Consider the following 23,155-nt stretch of genomic DNA (forward strand, 5'->3'; position numbering starts at 1 on the left):
ATTGATCTCCGGATATATGATCGAAATCAGGGGAATACTGTAAGGTATTTCCCTTTTTTTTTGAGGGTTAGTAAATGATTATTGTTTCTTCCCCCTCCTTTCTGTACTTAAATTCATTACTGAACTGAAGTGCATTTAGTACTGTGCTTAGGCTGGCATTATCAAAAGTGCCTGTAAATCTTTCTTCCTTATATGCTGGATGCTGTATGATAATTTTCAGTCCGTAAACTTTTTCAAGCTTAGCGGTGATCGCACCCAATGTTTCATTTGTAAAACTGAAAGCCTTTTGTGTCCATGCCGTTTCGGCGATAAAAGCCTGGTCCACGTCATGTGCTATAACTTCAACTTTGATGCTTTGTATTTTTGTCCGTCCCTTAACCAGGTCTGCAGCGATTAGTTTCTGGTAAGGCTTGAGGACTATTTTTTGTGCTGCTCCATGATTTACTTTTACCTCTACAGAACCCCTAAGCAGAGAAGCTTCTGTTTTCGCATCAGGATAAGCCTTCAGGTTAAAAATTGTGCCCAGTACCTTTACATCCAGATTGTGGGTGTGTACAATAAATGGCCATTTGGAATTGTGTTTTACTTCGAAATAACCTTCACCGCTTAACCAAAGTTCCCTGCGTTGTTTGCTGAATTGAACAGGATATTTCAGTCTGCTGTTTCCATTCAGCCAAACCAGGGTACCGTCCGGCAGGATAACATGGTGTTTTTTATCTTTTTGTGTAACAATGTTTACCAGACTGGCAGGCCTGTCTGTTTTCCGGATAAGCCATGTGCTGAACAGGATTAAAACAAGCGATGCCGCTATACCTGGCCAAATGAAATGGTTTCTACTGCGGGAACTGATCCGCGCTTTAGTTTTCTGAAGCAGTGCATCACTTTCAGCGGAACTCAGCGTTTTCCCGGCACCGGTTTTCTCCTGAAAGCGATCATACCATTCGAAGAGCTCCTGTTCTTCTTCCGGGCTGGCTGATCCATTAAGGTGCTTATCCATCAATTTATTAAATTGTTGCCTAGTCATTGGTAGTAAGTGTAGAAATGAGAACGTTGCCCCCAAAGGGCTGATGTTAATTCATCAGCTTATTTGCAACAACAGAGAAAAATAAGGAAAAGTACAGGCAAAAAATCACTCAGGCCAATACGCAGTTTGCGGATAGCAATGGTAATCTGATTTTCAACTGTTTTTGGAGAAAGGGATAACCGGAGACTGATCTCGCGGTTGGAAAGACATTCTACCCGGCTTAAGGTAAATATCGTCCTGCACTTTTCAGGCAAATCCGACAAGCCTGAAAAAAAAGCTGTAGAGACTTCTCTTTCAGCAAGTGCATACTCTGTATTTCTGCATAAAGGCAATTCGTGTTCCACCTCAAAAACGTCTGCGTGGCTTTTCCCTGAACGTAGTACCTTAAAAACCTGAAATCTTGTGATGGCATACAGATAGGCATTCAAAGACTCAATTTGCTGACTGGCCCGCTTGTTCCAGAGCTGCAGGAAAACCTCCTGAACAACGTCCTTACTCTGAACGTCATCTTTCAGCATTTTGAAGGCCTGTATGTAAAGACGTTTTGCATACTGATGGTAAAGTTCATCAAAGGCATCTTTATCATCCTCTCTTAGCAATCCGAGCAGCTCCTGATCTGTACGAGTTGCAGTTTCCATATCATTATGTGTTGGTTCGTGTCAAATATACAATAAGTTCTACATATTTAGTAGACTTTATAAAAATGTTTAAATTAAACCCGCTGTTTTGATTAAGGTTCGCGCACTCGAGACGATCACCAGTGTACCTACGGCAATCAAAATTGTTTTTGTATTGAGTTTACCTGCAAGCCTTGCAGCGATTGGTGCTGCAATTACGCCACCAATGATCAGGCCTGCGATGGTCTGAATATGGCTGGTGCCTAAGATGATAAAGAAGGTTAGTGCACTGCCGAGGGTGACGAAGAATTCAGTCAGGCTGACGGTACCGATGATATAACGGGGAGTTTTACCTTTGGCAATCAGGGTACTGGTTACCAGCGGCCCCCATCCTCCTCCACCAAATGAATCCAGAAAACCTCCGGCACCTGCAAGCCATCCGGCATGTTTTACCTTTCGGGATTCATTTTTCTTTTTAAAAGCGTTTAACAGGATTCTGGCACCAAGTAATAAAGTATAAACAGATAGTACCGGTCTCAGCCAGCTTCCGTAAGCTTCGCCCAGATAACATAGCAGTACGGCACCTGTGATTGCTCCCAGTACGCCTGGTAAAAGCAATGTTTTGAAAAGTTTCCTGTTGATATTGCCAAACCGGTAATGACTAAATCCGGATGCACCGCTGGAAAACATTTCGGCAGTGTGAATACTACCACTTATCGCAGCAGGATTTAATCCGGTAGAAAGCAGTACAGTAGTGGAAATTACACCATAACCCATACCCAATGCCCCATCCACCAGCTGAGCGATAAAACCGGCCAGTAACATCCAGCCAAATGCAGATTCCAAACCCAAAGTATCACCAAATACTTTAAAGGCATTGATCAGGTTGGTCATCGGATAAAAGGAAGCGATAAGGTGTCCGATAATCATAAAAGCAAGCGCAAATAAACATCTGCCGGCAATCACACGCCAATATTTTTCATCCTTCACAGGCTGATTGAGGGCATCATTTTCTTTTACTTCGTTTATGAGCTTATCCGGAGTTGCGCTTTTATTATCCTGCATCTTTATTCTATATATCCTGTCAGCAAATATAAAATAATAAATCAAAGACTACTGATTTAGTCGTACATTTTAAAACAGTACATTCCCTCAAACAGTTACCGTCAGCGTCCTGTATATTTTGCCCGAAGTACCCTTTCCAGGGATTTCCAGAAAAATGTAGACATAATGCTTTCTACTTTCTGCAGCACCGTATCCACATCATCACCTTTGACTATATAACTTTCCCTGCTTAAAAACCTGAATATCAATCGGTGCCTGCGCTCATTGAGCTTTCGGGTCTTCTCGTCAGTAATCATCAGGATATGCATCGCATAATTCTCTGAAAGATCTGCTGTGACCTGGCCCGAAAGAGGGTTTTTATAGACCAGGATCTCTCTGGAATTAATAAGGCAGGAAAAGCAGAAGAAGCTGTAAAGATCGGGCTGTAACCTCAGCTGGTATTTGATAAGGAATGCGCTGAGATCAATACTCAGATCAAAGTTTCCCTCAGGAAAATACTGCACAAAGTCTTCCTTAAAACAGACGAATAAATTTTCTGCGAGCCTTTCTTCGCGGAATATAGACAAACAGATAGTCAGTGCAGTAGTGTAGGACAGATTACCTCCGGTCTTCCCCCAGCTGAAGCCGCATTCATAAAAGGGCCGGAGGCCGCAGCCCATTTCAGGAAGAATTTCGATGCCGTTTACCCAGATCCTCCTGATTGTTTCTATACCTGTACGTGACTGGGCAATGGTATACAAACGTCCGATAATTTGATATTTATTCATTGGGGTATATAGGGCCGGCCACTTGCGGGTTTAATGTAACAGAGGTTCTGGTAAACCTTCATATTTTTTTCAAAATATGGCCCTACAATAAACATAAGCAAGCAACCGACCCTATGTATAGGATCCAGCTGCCTGACTTATCTCGTAGGGTATTGAAATTTACCAGATTTCTGTTACGAGGTTCGTCAAGCTTAATCACTCAATATGAAGAAGCTACAATATAAATTTTTGATTGGATCATTATCTTATTGCATCATATATTTGGTTAGTTTCCTTAAATACTGTAGAGTTTTAAATTATAATAATCTACATAATATTACACATTATACACAAATATCAACATTTATGTAGATTAATAAAAATTAATGTAGAATATTTTCAAAAATTAAACATTTACCTTGTTTATGGTGAAAAACAAGGATTTTAAGATACACAAGGGTGAATTTCTGAACGGGCTGGTCCGCAAAAAGGGGATCAAGATTAAAGTATTGACACAGGCTGCCGGGTTTGACAGGTCAACTTTTTACAACCACATTAAACAACCCAATCTGTCATTTGGCATCCTCTTAAAATATGGCAAAATTCTCAATCATGATTTTGCAGAAGACTTTCCTGAAATGATTACCGACCAGAAAAAACCCAGCTCAGTGCAACCCAGCTATGAGGAGCTGGCTGAGGAAAAGGATTACTGGAAAGAAAAATATTTTCATATGTTAGAGCTGTATCATCAGTGCATGCAACAGCAAAAGGGAAATTAATTATGCTGATTCCCTTTTAGCCGCGGGATTGATCACAGTAATGGCAAGCCTGGTAAGGTAGGTATCTGCATGTTTTTCTTCTGCCAGGCATCTTTCCAGCAGTACCTCTGCACTGTCTTCTTCAATTTCTTCAAGCAGGGAGATCAGGCTTCCATAACAGGCAATTTTATAATGGGCAATCAGCTGTACCGCATAAATTATTTCTGCATCCCGCAATGCGGTTCCTGTTTCTACTGTCTTTACTATATCTGCAGATTTATCACTTAAGAGCTCTACAATTTTGCATTTCCCCTCACCCGGATGGATATCAATCAGTTTAAATACCTGTTCCAGCCTGACTACATGGGTTTCCGATACCTGAGACTGAGACACCAGCGCATTCTGAAGCTCCTCAGTATATGCTGCAATTGACAAAGCGGCTGCACACTTCACAAATTTCTTCTCTGCATTATACAAATCCTGTAAACATTCCGCGAAGAATTTGAATAATCCCCCCTCTTTCAGATAACCCGCCATAATTATGAACTTAATGAACAATTCAATAAACTATGTGGTATAAACAATCGGCCCCGATAAAAGTTTAGGTAAACAAATTAGTGTAACTTTACAGCATTAAAGAATCATTATGGCAGTATTGCATAAAAAAGAAGAGAAGATAGCAGTTGTGCTCAGTAAGCTTCCAAAAGATTATACCGATAAACAGTTTGTAGAGACCTTTATCGAACTGTATTCTAAGGACTGGGGAAAAATCAAGGCAAACTACATCAAACAGTCGCAGGACAAAGAGCCTGGTACAGTGATCAATATGCCTAAACCGGAACTGTATCTGAAAAGTATACTTACAGTTTATCTGGAAAACTTAAAAAATAATAAGCAGGAAGAATAATAAACTGATCAAATCAGCGTCTTTATATGGAGAGCGTTAATTTAGATGACGGGGATAGGTGTCAAAGCTTATCCCCGTTTCTTTTTGCCCTCCTGACGGAATCAGCTCCTGCCGGGCCGGAGATCCGTTCAGATCAGTTCGTTTGTTATTAAAAACTCTTTTACAATCTGGAAGTCCAGGAATATTTTATCTGCAGCAGATAATTTCAGGTGGTCATCAGTATTGGCCTGTATAGCAAAACACGTTAAACCGGCTGCTTTAGCAGCACGCAGGCCATTTAAGGTATCTTCAAACACCAGGCACTCTGCTTTCTGCAATCCCAGTCTTTCTACAGCGAGGTTGTAAGATTCAGGATCTGGTTTACTGTTCGTCACATCACTTCTGGTGATCATCAGGCTGAAATACTTATCCAGTCCGTTCTTTTTAAACATTTCATCTACATCCGGTCTTTTACTTGCAGTAACCAGCGCCATAGTCAGCCCCTTACTTTTGAAAAAGTCCAGTGTTTCCTGTACATGAGGCATCAGATCAATCACACTTGTTTTCAGGCGCTCTACCGTTAGTTCTTCCTTTCTGGAGATAAGTAGTTCAAGTGGCGATTCAATCTCATAAAGCTCCTTTAATCTCGCCGCATTTCCCGGTAAGGGTATACCAGCATAATTCTTTAGAAAGTCTGAGTATTCCAGCTGAATGCTGGATTCTGCCAGGAGCTCGTTCCAGGTGTTGAAATGAAAGTGTTCTGAATCTACAAGGGTACCGTCAAGATCGAAGAGTAGTGCTTTAAATTTTGTCATCGCTGCAAAGTAAAAAAAAATGAGGGTTGCCCCTCATTTGTCGTGTGATTTTTACACCATGCTGATTCAGGCGGGCAACTTTAGCAATCCTGACCAGCTGAGCCTGTTACTTCTGTTTAATCCAGGCAACAATATCATTAATTAATGTTTCAGATACACTTGCGGGCTGCTGGTATTGTGCAACAGAACCTTTTTCGAGCTGTGAGCTCAAAAGGTGATTCAGATCCGGATATGATTTCATGGTCACATTACTTTTTTTGCCCAAAGCAGCGTTCCAGCTATCGAAATCCGCCTGAGAAACCTGGAAGTCGTTTTCTCCCTGAAAGATCAGGATGCGTTTATTTATTTTTCTGGCTGTTTCAACCTGATTGTAATTATTCAGGTCTACCCAGTAGGATACAGGTAGTCCCAGAAGGCTTGAATCCGGTTTCATTGTTCCTGCCTGGGTTATCCTGGTTCTGTCAAGTTCTTTCAGAACATCTGCCAGCTGTTTTCTTCCGGCCTGCGTTGTGTCCTTAGACATTGCATACATGTACTTATTTTGCTCCTCCAGCAGATCAGTAAATTTTCTGGCAGGTGCTTCTGCAAGAATCAGCCCTTTCAATGAAGGGGCCAGGGTAGCGATTTTCGGGGCAAGCATACCGCCCAGGCTATGTCCAAACAGGTAAATCTCTTTCTTATCCACTCCCGGAAGCGTACCGGCAAGGGCAATTGCGGCCAGGGCGTCATCAATAGTTTCTTCCTTTACTGTAAAAGCGCCGCCAAACTCAGCTGAGTAAATCATCGTTCTTTTGACATAACGGATGCTGGCTATTCCCTTTGCAGCTAAACCAGCAGCAAGGTCTTTGAAAGGCTTGTTCGGCCCTACTGTTTCGTCCATATCACTTGGACCTGAACCATGTACAAGCACTACAAGAGGGTAATTCGCAACATTCTTGGGCGTGGTCAGTAAACCAACCAGGTTATGTCCCGGAGTTTTGACATAAATCTCCCTGGAACTGTATAGGGTTGTATCTGCATATGCAGGGTTCAGATATGCTGCTGCTGTGGATCGTGGTCTCAGGAAGAAGCCGGCTACTTTTTCAGATTTATCGAAGCCCATGATAAACGACTGGGTATCATTTGCAAATTTAGCATCAACGATTACAGTAAAGTATTCGCCCTGGGCCTTTCCCTGTACCGCCGCTGCAGACTCAAACTTACCATACCGGCTGTTCAGTTCAGTCCAAAGTTTCTGCAACTCTGCTGCAGGTACTTTAGTTCTTAGGTTGGTATCAAAAAGAGAATCGGCTTCTGCAAATTTCTGCTGACTCATCAGGTCAAAAAAGTCATTGGCACGGCCGAACAGATTTAACATTCCCTGTGAGAATGATGCTGTAGAAACGAACAGCAAAAATAGTAGTATCGTAGTTTTCTTCATATTGATTACAGCTAAATTTTATAGCGTATAACCAAAGTTAGTATTAATTCAATCAGATAAAATTGTTGTAACGGGATTATTAAAAATACAGGAAGAAATAAGGAAGATTAGTGTGGAAAAGAGAACAATGGGATTGGTATAAAAAAAGAAAGGGTTGATCCATCCAGACTCATCCCTATTCTAACCAAATATAAACCTGTATGAACGGGTTTTCTCTTAAATTTCAATGTTACTAAAATGTTTTAGCAACAGATTGAAAGTGTTTATCTCTTTGTTGTTGATACAAATATACAAACTATTTAATAGTGTACAAACTACACTATAGATTTTTTTTCAAAAAAACATTTCCATGACGAATTAAAGCAATCAAAAAATAGAAAAACACGCCTAAATGAAGCACAATCGCGGTATTTTATTCTTTATTCACCAATAATTTTTTTTTCACATCCGCTTCAGTTCCATCAAAAGGACCGGAAGATTCTATCTTTAAGCTCGCCATTGCCGCTCCGAACTCTCCGGCTTCCTGAATGCCTGTTCCTTTAACACGCTGATAAAGATAGCCGGCTATATAGGTATCTCCGCAACCTGTAGCATCAGTTTCTACGGCAGGCTGGTAGGCAGGAATATCATAAAAGATGCCATCAGCATAAATGATCGATCCCAGGCTGGCAAGCGTAACCACAACTTCCTTAACGCCCCAGCTTGCAAGTTCCCGTGCTCCTTCTTCAATTCCTTTGATACCAGTGAGGACTTCCAGTTCAGCATCATCTGCTTTTACAGTATGTACATATTGAAGGGCTTCCCTTTTCTCCGTCCAGTCAACCGCGCAAACACGCTGCCCGCTTACTTCACGTAAATATCCCTGCACGTCCAGGGAAACTTTACCGCGCTTTGAAAGATCCATGATCAGTTCAACAGGGATATCATTGGCCAGTAAAGGACCCAAGTGAAATATCTCAGCATCAATATCACGCAGCTGTTCAATGGTAAATGGATCAGATTCCTGTAATACACGCTGTGTACGGTGATCAAGGTTTGCAGAATAAATATTTTCGAAATACACTGTTCTGGCACTCGGGAATACAATAACTTCCGTACCGTTGTTACGTAATTCGGTTACAAAAGGCATTTCACTATCCGCAATAAGAGTAACCAGACCATAATCTATGTCCATCTGGCGAAGTGCGTTTGAAAAGTAAAATGAAGTACCGCCAGCCATATGTTTTTCAGCTGTGCTCGTCACTATTCTGTCTAATGTAATATGTCCTATGCAGCAAATATCGTACATCTATCCTTGGTTATAATTGAGCAGCTGAAGGTGCTGCCGAATTGCAAAGGTAGATAATAGCTGCTTTATCACAAGTTTTATCTGAAGAGGTCGAAACTCTGACTGGCATCAGTCCAGAATTCATCAAGTGCAATTATCCGGGGCTTAAAGAAGGAGATCATCTCCGGCCAGTCGCTTTCCTTAAAAATACTGACCCCTTCCAGGGTTTTAACGATCCTGGTCACAGTTCTATAATTTTCATCTGTGCTGTGCAGCTGCCAGTCCCACTCTTCATTCAGATACGAGGAAAGGATTTTGGCAAACGATTTAAACTGTTCGAAGATCAGTTCCTGAATGCCATGGTCCGGATGTGAAAGTTCTATCGCAATGGAGGCCGAACGGTGATCAGCCTGCATTTTAAAATGCAGGTGCCTGATTCCGGTCTTGTAGTTTATCCAGTTAATTTTTAACCCTTCAGCGGATGGATGAGGAGCGATATATTGTCCAAACTTCGTCCAGAATGCCTCCTTTAGTTTAGAAGCCTGTTCCTTAGAATACATAGCAGCTTATTTTTTGTTGTAGTGCTTTTCCAGAAATTCAACTTTCGAATCTTTGAAACTCTTTACCGGGCCTAAAGCATACATTAAACGAATATAACACCAGGCCAGGTCAAACTGATGAGGAAGGAAACCTGTTCTTGCACTTACAGGATATAAATGGTGGTTGTTATGCCACTCTCCTGCTACATATCCAGGCCATAACTGGTTGATGGACATATCTTCGCGGCTGAAGTCATAGTTATCCCTGCGCATATCTTTTCCTTTTCCGTGTCCTTCATAATTAAAAGTCCTTACGCCTACAGCCCAAACTCCGGCCGCACCAAATACAGCACAAACCAATCCGAAACCTCCTGTAAGGAAAAATACTATTCCCCAGAAGCCCCAGTTCAGCACCCAGGACAACATCGTTCTGTATGGATTGGCAATAGAACCCCATTTTAAATACTGGGTATACGTATTTGGCGTAATACCCGTATTTACCATCAGTTTCACTGCACGCTGATAATCAGCCTCAGTCAAATCTTTTGCTATTGGCTGATGATTGACATCGGCAAGGAAACAGTAAAGGAAACCTCCCGAAGCATTGTACGGATCACCCGGCATGTCAGATTTTTCGTGATGCACGTGGTGAGATACCACATAGATCTCCTCAGGAATCATAGAAATGGTAAGATTCTGCGTAAAAAAACGCCAGAACTTATTTCTGAACGTATACGAATTATGTGTACAGTAACGGTGGTGCCAGATGGTTCCGTGTGTACCCATAATGATCATACTGTAAACAAACGCTACAGCGAGCAAGCCCCAGCTGAAGTACTGGAAGATGAAAAGCATCAAAAAAGGAACTGATATAAGGACCTTAGACCAGCTGTAGAAGGGCAGCCAGTTTTTCCTGCTTTTGAAGATATTGAGTCTGCTAAAAAACTCTGTAAAGATCTGTTTTGGAGTGGGTTTAGAGAGATTACCATTTGTGTCTGACCAACCATAGGCAGGAGGATCTAACACCACATTTAGGAATGTCATAAAAATGCAATTATTTAAGTGTGTAAAGTACGGTGTATTTTTCGTATTTCTACTAGAATTTGGATTAAATCTGCATACATATAATGTTATTTCGGAAAATCGGGTTTTAATGTTAGTATTATTTTAAACATATGCCTACTTTCGACCTTTTATTTGAATTTGCTCAGACAGAGGTCTCCGGGCAAAAATCACGAATCCATATACAAGATGAGTAACACAACAAACCGCAAGCGGGACGCATTAGATTATCACTCGAATGGCAGGCCAGGTAAAATCGAGGTCGTGCCTTCCAAACCTACCAATTCACAAAGAGATTTAGCCCTTGCCTATTCGCCTGGAGTTGCAGAACCCTGTATGGAAATCTTCAGAAATCCCGAAGATGTATATAAATACACTGCTAAGGGAAATCTTGTGGCTGTAATTAGTAATGGTACTGCGGTTCTTGGTTTAGGAAATATCGGCCCTGCAGCCAGCAAGCCTGTCATGGAAGGTAAAGGCCTTCTCTTCAAAATATTTGCTGATATCGATGTGTTTGACCTTGAAGTTAATGCCGCAAGTGTGGATGAATTCATCACGGTTGTGAAAGCACTGGAGCCAACATTCGGCGGAGTAAACCTTGAAGATATTGCTGCCCCGATGTGTTTTGAAATCGAAAGGCGCCTGAAAGAGGAAATGAATATTCCTGTAATGCATGATGATCAGCATGGAACAGCCATCATTACCAGTGCTGCTTTGATGAACGCCTGCGAACTGCAGAACAAAAAACTTGAAAAAATAAAGCTGGTCGTTAGCGGCGCGGGTGCTGCTGCTGTTTCCTGCATCAAATTATATCTGAAATTAGGGGTCAAAAAAGAAAACATGCTGGTCTTTGATAAAGACGGTATTGTAAATACTGACCGTACTGACCTTGATCCTATCCGCATGGATTTTGCCACCCCGAGAAAGGACGTGACAACGCTCGCACAGGCTATGAAAGGCGCTGATGTTTTCCTCGGTTTATCTGCAGCAAACGTAGTTTCAGCAGAAATGGTGCAGTCTATGGCCAAAAACCCTATTGTTTTTGCACTTGCCAATCCTGATCCTGAAATCGCCTACGATATTGCAATCAATTGCCGTAAGGATATCATTATGGCTACGGGCCGCTCTGACTTCCCCAACCAGGTGAATAACGTGCTGGGTTTCCCTTACATCTTCCGCGGTGCACTTGACGTACGTGCTACTTCTATTAATGAGGAAATGAAGATTGCAGCGGTTAAGGCAATTGCCGATCTCACGAAATTACCAGTACCCGAAATAGTGAACCTGGCCTACAAAGCCAAAAACCTGAAATTCGGTAAAGATTATATCATTCCAAAACCAATTGACTCCAGACTGATCAGCATTGTTTCTTCTGCTGTTGCAAAAGCAGCGATCGACTCTGGTGTAGCGCGCAAAACGATTACCGACTGGCCTGCCTATGAGGAAGAACTGCGCGTAAGATTAGGTGCTGATGATAAGATCCTGAGAAACCTTGCCAATAAAGCAAAATCAGCACCCAAACGCATTGTATTTGCCGAAGCTGATAATTATAAGATTTTAAAAGCCGCCCAGATTGTTAAGGACGAAGGTATCGCTACTCCTATCCTGCTGGGAAGTGTGACACGTATCCAGCAGATTATCATTGAACATGGTATTGAACTGGGCGATATTGAGATTATCGACCCATGGCAGGGAACAGATGATTCCGAAAAATTTGCAGAACATCTTTACCAGCGCCGCCAGAGACGTGGTATCACGTTATACGAGGCGAGAAAGCTGGTGCGCGACCGCAACTACTACGGAGCAAGCATGATCGAATTTGGTTCTGCAGATGCCCTGATTTCTGGTCTGACCAAAAACTACAAGTCTACTTTAAAACCTGCACTGCAAGTGATCGGTACCAAGCCGGGCGTAAAGAAAATTGCAGGTATGTATTTAATGCTGACCAAAAAAGGCCCTGTATTTTTAGGTGATACTACCGTAAACCCTGATCCTACAGCACAGGATATGGTCGATATTACTGCAATGATCCATGAAACTGTTAAAGGTTTTAACGTTACACCAAGAGTTGCGCTTTTATCGTACTCTAACTTTGGCTCCAATAACGGGACTATCCCTGAAAAAACCAGGATTGCAACTGCAATGCTGAAAGCAAAATATCCGAACATGATTGTGGATGGCGAGATGCAGGCGAACTTTGCCATGAACTCCGATTTGCTACAGGGAAACTACCCCTTTTCTTCACTGAAGGGCAGTCCGGCAAATACGCTGATCTTCCCAAATCTGGAATCTGGTAATATTGCTTATAAACTTCTGCAGGAGTTAGGAAATGTAGAAGCGGTTGGGCCTATCCTGATTGGTCTGGATAAACCTGTGCATGTCTTGCAGATGGACAGCTCGGTTCGCGAGATTGTGAATATGGTTACCATTGCTGTGGTTGATGCGCAGTTATACAGCGCTGCTACTGCGAACAAGAAGTAATACATATAATAAAAAGATCCCTGCAGCAGGGATCTTTTTATTATATGTTATCCGATAAACAAGTCGCTGCTCAGGTACCTGTCTCCCCTGTCACAGGCGATAAATACGATGAGACCAGAAGATAGCTCAGAGGCAAGTTTCAGTGAACATGCCAGTGCTCCCCCGCTGCTCATACCGGCGAAGATCCCTTCGGACCGGGCCATTTCCCTGGCATAGTGCGAGGCCTCCTGCTGGGAAACATCCATTGTTCTGTCCACTCTTTTTGCATCAAATATCTTAGGCAGATAGGCAACAGGCCATCTCCTTATGCCCGGAATTGAGGATTCTTCAGTCGGTTGGCAACCCACGATCTGAATATCAGGATTCTGTTCTTTCAGGTACATGGAATTCCCCATGATGCTTCCGGTGGTTCCCATAGAGCTTACAAAATGTGTAATACGGTGTTCGGTATCCCTCCAGATTTCGGGGCCTGTAGTTTTATAGTGTGCCAGGTAGTTGTCTTTGTTGGCAAACTGGTCCAGCAGGAAATAGCCTGGCTGTGCTCCTTTGTCTTCAGCATAATCCCTGCAGACTTCGATGGATTCCAGCAGGGTTACTTTTGCTCCATAGGCTTCCATCGTCAGGGTACGTTCCCTGGTAGAATTTGAAGGCATCACCAGTTCAATATCCAGTCCGTATATACCAGCAATCATGGCGAGGGCAATTCCTGTATTGCCACTGGTAGCTTCGATGAGTTTTGATCCTTTCTCGATTTCACCACGCTCCATTGCACTGCGGATCATATTCAATGCAGCCCTGTCCTTAACGCTGCCGCCGGGGTTGTTTCCTTCCAGCTTTGCGAAAATCTTTACCTCAGGATTTGGATTTAACTTCTGTATCTCCACCAATGGGGTATTGCCGATGCAGTCTATGATGTTTCCCATTTTAATTCTTGTTTTTAGTTTCTATTACTTTCATGGCCGACTGGTGATAGACTGTTGAATCTGGCAGAACACTTTTTGTAAGCCATACGTTACCGCCAATCACACTGTTTTCCCCGATGAAGGTATCGCCGCCCAGAATTGTTGCGCCAGAGTAAATGATCACATGATCGCCTATCGTCGGATGTCTTTTTGTATTGGCCATAAACTTATCTACACTCAGTGCTCCCAGAGTAACTCCCTGGTATAATTTTACGTGATCCCCGATCACTGTTGTTTCACCAATGACAATGCCAGTTCCATGATCAATAAACAGGAATTCTCCGATTACCGCCCCGGGATGGATGTCTATACCAGTTACTGAGTGTGCATATTCAGTCAGGATCCTTGGAATCAGGGGAATACCCAGCTTCAGCAGGTGATGGGCCAGCCTGTAAAATGATACAGCTAAAAATCCCGGATAACTTCTGATAATCTCAAATTCACTTTGTGCTGCAGGATCACCATTTAATGTTGCAGTGATATCCGTATTCATCTTCCTGTACAATTCCGGAAGTTCTTTGTAGAAAATAGCTGCAACCTGTTCGTTGCTGCAGTCCTTGCATGCTTTGGTCGTATTGAGAATATTCAGCAGCTCCTGCTGTGATGCACTGAACATTTCCTCAATCTCCAACAGGCTGAACTCAGGACATGTCTGGCGCTCAGGGTAAACTAAATTCAAAAGGTTCACCGCCCAGTCGGCTATCACTTTGTTGGAAGGAATCTGCTCAAGCTGGTTTTGTTTGGTAAAGATATGGCGGTAAAATTCTTCGTTCATTTTTGTGCTGTAAGTGCTGGCTGGTTAACCAGAGTAATTTGAGGTGATGTATTGGGTAATTTAATGTTACTGCTGTCAAGTACCTCAATAAGTTTCTGATAATTGGAATAATACACTGCCCAGAAGTTGCTGTTGTCAATCCAGGCCCTGACGATCAGTACAATACCGGTCTCCCCCAGGGAGCCCACCAGTACGGCTGGTTTGGGATCTTTCAATACCAGTTCATCATTCTCCAATATAGCTAAAATAGCTTTACGGGCGTGGTCAATATTTGTATCATAGGCAACATTTAACTTATACTCTGCCTGTCTTGTTTCATTATCAGACACATTATTGATCACTGCATTTGCCAATGGTCCGTTTGGCGCGTAAATGGTTGTGCCGTTACCTGCCTTTAAGGTTGTATATAAAATATCGATTTTCAGCACCAGTCCGGATACATTGTTACTGGAGCTGATATTGTGGCCCACCCTGAAAGGCTTAAATAAAAGGATCAGTACACCACCGGCAAAGTTTGACAGGCTTCCCTGAAGGGCCAGGCCTACAGCCAGACCCGCAGCACCAAGAACGGCCACAAAAGAACTGGTTTGAATCCCAATCATGGATGCGCAGGAGATAATCAGCACTATATATAAAACTACGTTGATAATACTGATCAGAAATTCGCTCAGCGAAATATCTATACTGTTCCTGTGAAAGTGGCGGCGGAGGAACCTCACAAAACGTTTGATGATCCAGATACCTGCCAGGAGCAAAAATACAGACAGAAGGAAGTTTGGTAGACGGTCTAAAATCTGAACAGTAAATTTATCTGCGTAGGGTTGGAATTTATTCATCTTTATCATTCAAAATGGCCCTTTAAATGGCCTGTTAAGATTTTTTAAAGATACAGATCTATTTTTTTGTTCAAAAGAATGGATGTAATCACTTTGTCAAGGAATAGCCTTGCACTTATGCGTTAAATTCGACCTCAAATGATGTACCGGGGTTGAGCACATAGAAATGCTGCGACTTCTTTCTGTCTCCGGCTTCATCTATCCTGGCCAGGTCAAACTCCAGCGGCGTCAGATCAGAAGGCACTTGTGTCATGCCGCTTTTAAAGATCATTTCTCTTTCCGAAAACAAAGGAATAAACTCTTTGCCGTCCCGTACAAAGGTCTGAACATTGAGAACATTGCTCATGGGATCGAAATCTTTGAAAAGCGAAGTCACTTTTGCAGTCCTTACCTGGTACATAAAATTAGTTCTGTAGGCCTCAGGGTCAAACCACTGGTTCATAATTGCCATGTTGAGTGGCAGCGACCGGTTTTTGATATAAAACGGAAAGTTGGTACTTTCTATAAATTCAAACAAATCAGGCTGCACTCCGGTAGAGGCAAAATAGATCTCCCGGTTGGGAAGAAAGGTCTGCCTTACAATTTCTGTCATGTTTTGTATTACCTCTGCCCCGCCTTCATGCTCTACACCAAGAAAAAGGTCGTCCTTGTCCAGCTGATCATTGTAAAGCAAACCGAAGTATGCTTTTTCGATTGCAGGATTTGCAGCCAGCACCCTGACAAGATTATCTATAAAACTCTTATTCGAAATCATCAATACTAATATAGGCAATTCTGCAAAACAAGGGAAAGCTTTTTACCGCATACCAGTAAATTTATCGTTAGACTTCAATATACTCCCATGCGCTGCTCCAGGCATTACTTTGTTCTGCATAGGTGATAAAATCCGAATAGAATTGCGATCTGGAAAGTGTTGCACTGTCGCCTATCACTACGAGTTTCTTTTTGGCCCGGGTCATAGCCACATTCATTCTCCTGGTATCAGAAAGGAAACCAATTGTACCTTCGGAATTACTTCTTGTCAGACTGATATAGACGATGTCACGCTCCTGGCCCTGGAAACTGTCAATAGTATTCACCGTGATTTTGTCTGCGTAAACCTGCAGGTCAGGAGCATTCAGCAGTAAATCCTTCAGGATATAAACCTGTTGTTTGTAGGGCGAAATTACAGCAATGCTGGGAAAACCATCTGACTGATAATGGGCTGCAAGCTGCTGCACAAGCTGTGTAAGGTGTTTCAGCAAGAAGGCCGCCTCTTCGGGATTTGTACTGCTGGTACCTTCGTTTTTTTCATCAAAACCACAGCCTGCCGTATCAATAAAAGCCAGTGGCGAATCCCCGGCGAACAACACACGCTCTGCCACTGACGGATGCGCGATCAGTTTGTCTTCATAAAAAACCTTTGAGGGGTATCCCATGATTTTTTCATTCATCCTGTATTGCTCCTCCAGCAGGGTTACAGCCTCCGGATGAGCAGACACACATTTTTCAAGTAATGTTGTGCTCAGGCCGTTTCTTGCTGCCACAGTGGATTTTATGGTGGGCGATAACTGGCAGTGATCTCCGGCAAAGACCACCTTTTTTGCTTTGAGCAGAGGTATCCAGCAGGCAGGTTCCAATGCCTGTCCCGCTTCATCAATCACTACAGTATGGAATTCACGGCCCCGCACTGTATAATGATTAGATCCTACCAGCGTTGCAGTAATTACCTGCGCCTTGTTTACCAGATCATCAATGATATATTGTTCGGTATTGCCCACTTCCTTCATGATTTTGTAAGCTTCATTAAACAGGGCTTTACGCTGTTCCTGCTCGGCTTTACCAAAATTACGCTTGTACTTATGGGCCATCTTTTTGTACTCATTTGCCTGCTTCTTCAGGTTCTTCAGCTCCTTCATACTGTGATGACCGGCCATTTTACTGTCCAGCGTGAGCGACATCAGGCGCTCAGAAACCCTTGCGGGATTTCCTACACGTAACACGTTCAGTCCCTCGTCAGCAAGTTTCTCACTGAGCAGGTCAACCGCCGTATTACTTGGTGCAACCACCAGAATCTGCTGCTGATCCCTTTTGATCAAAGCTTTAATGGCCTGTACCAGGGTTGTTGTTTTGCCGGTACCCGGCGGGCCATGAACAATTGCAAGGTCACTGGCAGACATGATCTGATCAACGGCCTGCTGCTGCATCGTATTCAGCCCGGGCATCACATAGGTAAAAGTCTCAGCATTAAAAGATGCTGAAGATGCGCCGGTTAAAATTCTGACCAGGCGGCCCTCTTCTTTTTGCTCCAGACGGGCGGCAGCAGTTTTGAGGGCGTTCTGCATTTCATCATAACTGTTGTTATCAAAAAGTACATCTACACCCAGTTTTCCGTCGCGCGACCAGTCGGGCAGCTCATCTGTACGCAGGGTTATTTTTAATTTGTTGCCACTAGAGTGTGAGATTACACCTTCAAGACGGTCGGTTTTGGAATCATGGTTAGAGAATAAAACGGCAGCTGCACCAAAGCGGAGCTGATGATTGATATCCTGATGCGAGGTACGTTCCAGTTCTACGGTAAGATAGTCGCCCCTGCTCATTTCAGAGCCCCGGATCGCAACCGGATACCAGGTTAAACCATTTGCCCTGCGTTCTGCTACAGTTGCGGATTCAGTAAGTTTCAGGTATGCGTTCTGGTCTTCTTCTTTCTCCGTTTTTAACAGATCAAGAAGCTTTTTGAAATATTCCATTTCTGCAAAGGTAGCAGTTTAAGACAAGATCAGAGCGAGTCGCGCAGCGTTAAATAAAACGGTACTTCTACCTGTTCCTTCGAATTTCTCAGGATCAGATCAGCTGCAATACGCCCCATTTGCTGAAAATCTGTAGATATGGTAGTTATCCCGTTGAGAATGATCTTTTTCCATGGGGTTTCATTGTAAGAGATCAGGCCTACCTGTGTGCCGATCTTAAAATTCAGCATTTTTATCCTTTCGATCAAAGTAACCAGGTCATTTTCCATCAGGTTGATAAAAACCTCGCCTTCGCTGATCGGCTCATTGAGCACATCGTTCACTACCTTTTGTACAAATCCATACTGTTCACAGAATTTGGAGAAACCTTTCTTAATTTCTTCAGGAAAATAACTCTGCTCAGGAAAAATGAGTTTGATGGTATGGTATTTTTTTAGCGGTTCAAGTGCCTTTTCCAGCGCCTGAAAGATATCTTTCTCAAAATTTTCATAGGCAGAGCCAAATTCCCCTTCTATACCGGGGATCATTTTATCCATCAGGATCAGCTTGCTTTTGGGAATGGTATTTAAGATTTCATATTCATCCACACTTGCTTCAATAAAATGGGGAATGATCACATAATGCGAATACTGCTCATTTTTAGCTGTCAGCAGTTCCTTGAACAAAGAAAAGTCGTTGTTATAGATGTAAAAATCAATGGCTACATTTTCACCAATAGCATCTACAAAGGCATCATAGATGATTTTTTTGTGGTTACTCAGCTTGTTAAACATCAGGCAGATCTTTAACCGCTGATTGTAATCTTCATTCAGAATATAATATCCCTTGCCCGGAATAGAACCCAGGATACCCAGGTTTTTAAGGTGTTTGTATCCTTTTTCTGCAGTATCGCGCGAGATCTCCAGTTCATAGCTTACCTCATTAATGGAAGGAAGCGTATCGTTCTTTTTTAGTTTGCCTTCTTCAATGGCCGCTAAAACAGATTTTGTTAGTTGTAAGTATTTTGGTATTGCAGAGTATTCGTCAACATGGATATACGTAAAAAAATCATTGAGCTTCATAAAACTAAAATTGCCGGATCAAAGTACAAAGTTTAGCTAAAACAGTTTACCTAAACTTTGTACAAAGTACGCAAACGTTTGCGTAAAGCAACTAATTCGCCTAGTTATATCCAAAAATTTGAACGGGGCCTATTAGTCCTGAAGGCATTGGTTCCCATCCTGACGCGTCAAAAGTCTTATAGTTAATGTTAACGAAATTGATCTCATGGTAGTTTCTCCAGCTTATATGTTTTTGATCCATGTACCTGATGCGGTTCGCCATCAGGTTCGCTACCTCTATTTTGATAGTATTTTTACCCGGATGAAGGTACTTTCCAATTCTTGCCTGAAAGGGAATACTCCAGATGATCCCGGCATCTTTGCCATTGATCCATACATGGGCACTTTCATCAACCTTACCTAAATCCAGAACATACTCCCCCTGCATTTTCTGTGGCATCGTAAAAGTATGTGTATAAGCTCCGGTTCCGGAGAATGCTACTGTTAAGGAATCGTTCAGGGCAGTCCATGATACGAGTTTGTCCAGATGTTTATCTGCAGGCAAAACAGGACCGCCTGTTGTAAAATGCAGGTCCCAGTCTTCATTTAAAGCCAAAGCTTTTCCGGGTTTATCAAGGTAAGTCCACATTTTGCCCACTTTCTGGCTGCCGGTTTGCAGGAATAACGTTTCTCCAGGTTGCAGATATACTTTAACCCAGGTTTTCCCCTCTTTGCTTTGTGTTTGAGCCTGTCCGTAATCCCCGCTCTGCGGATCCAGCAGCGTAACTGCTGTGCCTCTGGCATTCAGCGGTATCCATTCGTCTATGGTTTTAGCAGAATGATTCACCAAATAATAGTATTTACCGGAATTAAGTTTCCGGCGGATAAATTTCAAACCGCTTTGGCTCAGCTTTTCCCCTTCAATCAGTTTGAATGACAATGCTTTCTGAATATCCTGCGCCACAAGGATCTGGCCGGAACCATAGGCAGAACCTTTTACTCCACTGCCCAAAGATTTCAGGTCAAGCCCGGTAAGGAGGCGCTTAAATTCAGTCCTGTTTCTCTCAAGGTTGCTTAAACCCGGCACATCCTCAGGTAGTTGCTGAAAGATAATGGTAGCACCGCTATTTGCCAGTGCAAAAATATCCTTTAGCGTTTTCAAAGGCATGAACTTAGCTGCCGGAACGATCAGTGTCTGGTAAGGACTGGCCAAAGGCGATGTAAGTAACTGTCCTTTGCTGGCTTTTGCATGGGCAAGCATATTGTCTGATGCAAAATCAAATGAATAGCCCAGGCTGGCCAGTTTCAGGCTCTGTTTGTAAAATTCAGTTGGATACAACCATTCATCCACATCGTGCACCTTCATCGGCATATCCATTCCTTTAGGATTTGCCCATGCATCGTACACAGGCCAGTAAATCAGCAGTTCATTATCCGGCTTACCTGCTTGCAGGAGCGATTGGCAGCGGCTGAAATAATCGTCCATTCCTTTCAGATGCTGCCAGAGACTATTTGAGGGTACCATATTCGTGGAAGCATAAAACAGCCATCCCGGAAAGGGTATATCCGCGGGCGAATAGGTAGTTCCATGGTAAAATATATGATTTATGCCCGACAGGAACAGCTGTTCAGCTTCGGGTTTGGCCTGTGAAAACGAGGTTTTAAAGTGTTCTGTCAACCAGGTAAAGGTTTCTGAAGACACAAGTGTTTTACCCGTAGTATGCGCTGCAGAGCTCGCAAATTTGCTCATCATCGGATCAGGGTCTACATTGCGGATATCTGCTTTGTCGCGCCTTACACCCGGAATATCAAAATGGCTGGAACCAAAGGTCTCCGTTTCAGGAATATCTACCGTTGCATAGAGATCAAGCAGGTTTCCCGGCGAACCGTGCGACTGGTTTTTAGTCATGCTTTTATACCGGTGCGCCCAGTTTGTCCAGTTTTGCGTAAAGTTTTCCAGCAAGAGCTGGCTCATTGTTTCCCTGTAGTCTGATTTTAACCTCCCGATTTCCATGCTGGTAGAATCCTTCCCGGTCAGCTCTTTTATATGGCTGCTCAGGTCATATCCCTTCAGCCGCTTAAATTCTGTAAGAAATGTAGGGGTCCAGTTGGCTCCATAAACCTCATAGCTATCATTAAAAAAAGACCTTACTCCGGGGGAATGCCCGGCAAAAGCCTGATCAAATCTCTTCAGATAAGCATCAACTGAAGGTTTGTCCAGGTGGTCCAGCGTATACCCGGCTCCTGAGGGCGCTGCTCTTTTTACCTGCTGCAGCGTTCTACCGGAAAATAAAGCATAAATCTCTGCATCGGACGTCGCTGCAGTCCATTTCAATTGTCCATTTGCATCCACTTTATCGAAGAGGTTATAAACCTTACCGTCTGATCCATATGCGGTTACTGCCTGTAACACAGCACCGGCTTTCTGTTGTTTTTCATCCTTAATAACTATCGCTTCTTTCAGTGTCTCCCCTTTAGGAATAGCATAACGCTGTACTACAAGTTTAGCTGCCGCAAATTCAGAGGTTACCTGCGGACCACCGAATGGCCAGCCGGTACCTGTATTCATGTCCACACCCATGCCCAGGGCAGCGGCTCTCTTTACGGTGAAATCAAGCATACCCATCCATTTCGGGGATAGAAAGTCGATATACCGGTCTTCAAAACCTTTTGTCCCGTAAATCGGAGTAATCTCTACCCCACCTATCCCGGCTGCTGCGTAAGCAGAAAGCGCTGTAGCAAGGTTTTTTTCATCTACGGCATTCCCCATCCACCACCAGCGTGTCCATGGGCGCATTTGCTGTTTAACCTGAGGCCAGGGAATGTTTGCATGTTTTACTACTTGCCCTTCTGCACTGAACATTCCAGCTACCAGGGACAAAATCAAAAGGGATTTCTTCATTATATATGATTAACATAGTCACCTGTTAAGATGATCAATTCTACTCTTATCAATCCATATGGAAAACTTCCTTCAAAGTCACCGAAACAGGCGAATGATCGGGATTTGTTTCCATAATGTCTGCCATATAAGCCCACCATTTCTGAACGATCTCTTTTTCTCCCAGTGCCTGTGAGCCTTGCCCGCTTACCTGCTGCACGGCAAAAAGCGTATTCGTTTCTTCATCCAGAAAGATCGTATAATCACTGATCCCGTTCTCCCTCAGCAGGGCCGCTATTTCCGGCCAGATTTCATCATGCCGTTTCTTATATTCTGCCGCAAATCCCGGCCTGAGTTTCATTTTGAAAGCTGCTTTCATCTTATTTCTTCAGTTTATAAACTTCAGATCCTGCCAGCAGGAAACAGCCCAGTCCGTAATCTTCGAAATCCGGTCTGCTCGTAAAAGTTACAGGCTGACCGTCCTTTGGTTCTTTACCTGTTCCCTGAACATAACCCAATGAACCATCTTTGCTCACCGCATCTTTGATCATGGCGTTCCAGGCTTTTACCAATACCGGTTTATATACTTTGGCATCAATAAAGCCATTATTTATGCCCCATGCCATTCCATACACGAATAATGCAGTTCCGGAAGTTTCCTTTCCGCCATAGTTGTTCGCGTCATGTAAACTTGCATTCCAGAATCCATCAGGACGTTGAACAGGGAGCAATGCAGTCAACATCTCTTTGTATGTCTTTAAGTATTCATCACGGTGAGGGGCATTTTCAGGCATGATATCCAGAACCCTTACCAGGGCTGCGATTACCCAGCCATTCCCGCGGGACCAGTAGCAGTCTTCACCGTTTGGTTCTTTGTACGGCGGTACGAAAGATTTATCGCGCCACCATAATTTATCTTTGGCATTGTACAAACCACCACCTTCGGCAGTTTTGGTATGCATATACATTTGATACATGTACTCATAGTAGGCGTTATCATTATATAAAGTGCCGAGTTTAGCGAATACAGGCATTCCCATTTGCAGGGCATCGATCCATGTCCAGTCGTCAATCTTACCAGATTTCATCATCAGATCCATTGATTCTTTGATATCTTTAATACGCTCAGGCTGTTTATCAAGATTGTACAGATCGATATAGGTTTGTCCGCAAGCCTGGTTATCACCATTACGCGTGCTTACTCCCCCACGCAGTCCCCATTTATGTTTCTCGCCCCAGTCGGCCGCATAGT

General features: G+C 43.1%; 22 protein-coding genes. 3 read left to right on the forward strand and 19 right to left on the reverse strand.

The features are described from left to right. Nucleotides 1-67: 67 nt before the first annotated feature. The 4 genes from ABWY16_RS08740 to ABWY16_RS08755 form a co-directional block, all read right to left on the reverse strand. Nucleotides 68-997, reverse strand: a complete 930-nt coding sequence (locus ABWY16_RS08740) for a FecR family protein (protein WP_353904262.1) — start codon at nt 995-997, stop codon at nt 68-70. Nucleotides 998-1,083: 86 nt separating this feature from the next. Beyond that, complete coding sequence (locus tag ABWY16_RS08745; protein ID WP_353904263.1) at nt 1,084-1,662, reverse strand: RNA polymerase sigma factor; 579 nt, start codon at nt 1,660-1,662, stop codon at nt 1,084-1,086. Between the two features lie 69 nt (nt 1,663-1,731). Continuing rightward, entirely contained in the window at nt 1,732-2,706 is a 975-nt protein-coding gene (locus ABWY16_RS08750) for a sulfite exporter TauE/SafE family protein (protein ID WP_353904264.1), read from the reverse strand. Nucleotides 2,707-2,807: 101 nt separating this feature from the next. Further along, nucleotides 2,808-3,473 (reverse strand): hypothetical protein, encoded by a 666-nt coding sequence (locus ABWY16_RS08755; RefSeq protein ID WP_353904265.1) that lies wholly within the window; start codon nt 3,471-3,473, stop codon nt 2,808-2,810. A 404-nt stretch (nt 3,474-3,877) separates the two neighbouring features. Between ABWY16_RS08755 and ABWY16_RS08760 the strand changes: the two genes are divergently transcribed. Further along, on the forward strand, nt 3,878-4,231 hold the full coding sequence (locus ABWY16_RS08760) for a hypothetical protein (protein ID WP_353904266.1): 354 nt from the start codon (nt 3,878-3,880) through the stop codon (nt 4,229-4,231). Here ABWY16_RS08760 and ABWY16_RS08765 read toward each other — a convergent pair whose 3' ends face one another. Next, on the reverse strand, nt 4,232-4,747 hold the full coding sequence (locus tag ABWY16_RS08765) for a DUF892 family protein (RefSeq protein WP_353904267.1): 516 nt from the start codon (nt 4,745-4,747) through the stop codon (nt 4,232-4,234). A 109-nt stretch (nt 4,748-4,856) separates the two neighbouring features. Here ABWY16_RS08765 and ABWY16_RS08770 point away from each other — a divergent pair, with 109 nt between their 5' ends. Continuing rightward, complete coding sequence (locus ABWY16_RS08770; protein WP_353904268.1) at nt 4,857-5,117, forward strand: hypothetical protein; 261 nt, start codon at nt 4,857-4,859, stop codon at nt 5,115-5,117. A 128-nt stretch (nt 5,118-5,245) separates the two neighbouring features. Here ABWY16_RS08770 and ABWY16_RS08775 read toward each other — a convergent pair whose 3' ends face one another. The 5 genes from ABWY16_RS08775 to ABWY16_RS08795 form a co-directional block, all read right to left on the reverse strand. Then, nucleotides 5,246-5,911 carry an HAD family hydrolase gene (locus tag ABWY16_RS08775; RefSeq protein ID WP_353904269.1) on the reverse strand — a complete coding sequence of 222 codons (666 nt, stop codon included), beginning with the start codon at nt 5,909-5,911 and terminating at the stop codon, nt 5,246-5,248. Between the two features lie 106 nt (nt 5,912-6,017). Further along, nucleotides 6,018-7,331: a DUF3887 domain-containing protein gene (locus ABWY16_RS08780; RefSeq protein WP_353904270.1), complete on the reverse strand. Its 1,314-nt coding sequence runs from the start codon at nt 7,329-7,331 to the stop codon at nt 6,018-6,020. 412 nt (nt 7,332-7,743) lie between these two features. Beyond that, nucleotides 7,744-8,619, reverse strand: coding sequence for a PfkB family carbohydrate kinase (locus tag ABWY16_RS08785; protein ID WP_353904271.1), 876 nt, complete (start codon nt 8,617-8,619; stop codon nt 7,744-7,746). Nucleotides 8,620-8,696: 77 nt separating this feature from the next. Continuing rightward, nucleotides 8,697-9,158 carry a DUF4268 domain-containing protein gene (locus ABWY16_RS08790; protein WP_353904272.1) on the reverse strand — a complete coding sequence of 154 codons (462 nt, stop codon included), beginning with the start codon at nt 9,156-9,158 and terminating at the stop codon, nt 8,697-8,699. A 6-nt stretch (nt 9,159-9,164) separates the two neighbouring features. Further along, entirely contained in the window at nt 9,165-10,181 is a 1,017-nt protein-coding gene (locus ABWY16_RS08795; protein WP_353904273.1) for a fatty acid desaturase family protein, read from the reverse strand. Nucleotides 10,182-10,388: 207 nt separating this feature from the next. Between ABWY16_RS08795 and ABWY16_RS08800 the strand changes: the two genes are divergently transcribed. Next, on the forward strand, nt 10,389-12,680 hold the full coding sequence (locus ABWY16_RS08800) for an NADP-dependent malic enzyme (protein WP_353904274.1): 2,292 nt from the start codon (nt 10,389-10,391) through the stop codon (nt 12,678-12,680). 47 nt (nt 12,681-12,727) lie between these two features. On the opposite strand, the gene cysM is transcribed toward ABWY16_RS08800, so the two are convergent. The 9 genes from cysM to ABWY16_RS08845 form a co-directional block, all read right to left on the reverse strand. Then, nucleotides 12,728-13,603: a cysteine synthase CysM gene (gene cysM / locus ABWY16_RS08805; protein ID WP_353904275.1), complete on the reverse strand. Its 876-nt coding sequence runs from the start codon at nt 13,601-13,603 to the stop codon at nt 12,728-12,730. A 1-nt stretch (nt 13,604) separates the two neighbouring features. Next, the gene (gene epsC, locus ABWY16_RS08810; protein WP_353904276.1) at nt 13,605-14,417 is read right to left on the reverse strand and encodes a serine O-acetyltransferase EpsC; all 813 of its coding nucleotides are present in this window, start codon (nt 14,415-14,417) and stop codon (nt 13,605-13,607) included. Then, on the reverse strand, nt 14,414-15,253 hold the full coding sequence (locus ABWY16_RS08815; protein ID WP_353904277.1) for a mechanosensitive ion channel family protein: 840 nt from the start codon (nt 15,251-15,253) through the stop codon (nt 14,414-14,416). Before ABWY16_RS08815 ends, epsC begins: the two co-directional genes overlap by 4 nt. 115 nt (nt 15,254-15,368) lie before the next feature. Continuing rightward, nucleotides 15,369-16,007 (reverse strand): enhanced serine sensitivity protein SseB C-terminal domain-containing protein, encoded by a 639-nt coding sequence (locus tag ABWY16_RS08820; protein ID WP_353904278.1) that lies wholly within the window; start codon nt 16,005-16,007, stop codon nt 15,369-15,371. A gap of 67 nt (nt 16,008-16,074) precedes the next feature. Next, the gene (locus ABWY16_RS08825; protein ID WP_353904279.1) at nt 16,075-17,982 is read right to left on the reverse strand and encodes an AAA domain-containing protein; all 1,908 of its coding nucleotides are present in this window, start codon (nt 17,980-17,982) and stop codon (nt 16,075-16,077) included. 29 nt (nt 17,983-18,011) lie between these two features. After that, nucleotides 18,012-19,043, reverse strand: coding sequence for a GntR family transcriptional regulator (locus ABWY16_RS08830; protein ID WP_353904280.1), 1,032 nt, complete (start codon nt 19,041-19,043; stop codon nt 18,012-18,014). Nucleotides 19,044-19,143: 100 nt separating this feature from the next. Continuing rightward, nucleotides 19,144-21,924 carry a glycosyl hydrolase gene (locus ABWY16_RS08835; protein WP_353904281.1) on the reverse strand — a complete coding sequence of 927 codons (2,781 nt, stop codon included), beginning with the start codon at nt 21,922-21,924 and terminating at the stop codon, nt 19,144-19,146. 49 nt (nt 21,925-21,973) lie between these two features. Continuing rightward, complete coding sequence (gene rhaM / locus ABWY16_RS08840) at nt 21,974-22,282, reverse strand: L-rhamnose mutarotase (RefSeq protein WP_353904282.1); 309 nt, start codon at nt 22,280-22,282, stop codon at nt 21,974-21,976. Between the two features lies 1 nt (nt 22,283). After that, nucleotides 22,284-23,155: glycoside hydrolase family 88 protein (locus tag ABWY16_RS08845; RefSeq protein WP_353904283.1), on the reverse strand; the 872-nt coding region annotated here is incomplete at its 5' end.

This window comes from Pedobacter sp. (assembly GCF_040513095.1).
Lineage (GTDB): Bacteria > Bacteroidota > Bacteroidia > Sphingobacteriales > Sphingobacteriaceae > Pedobacter.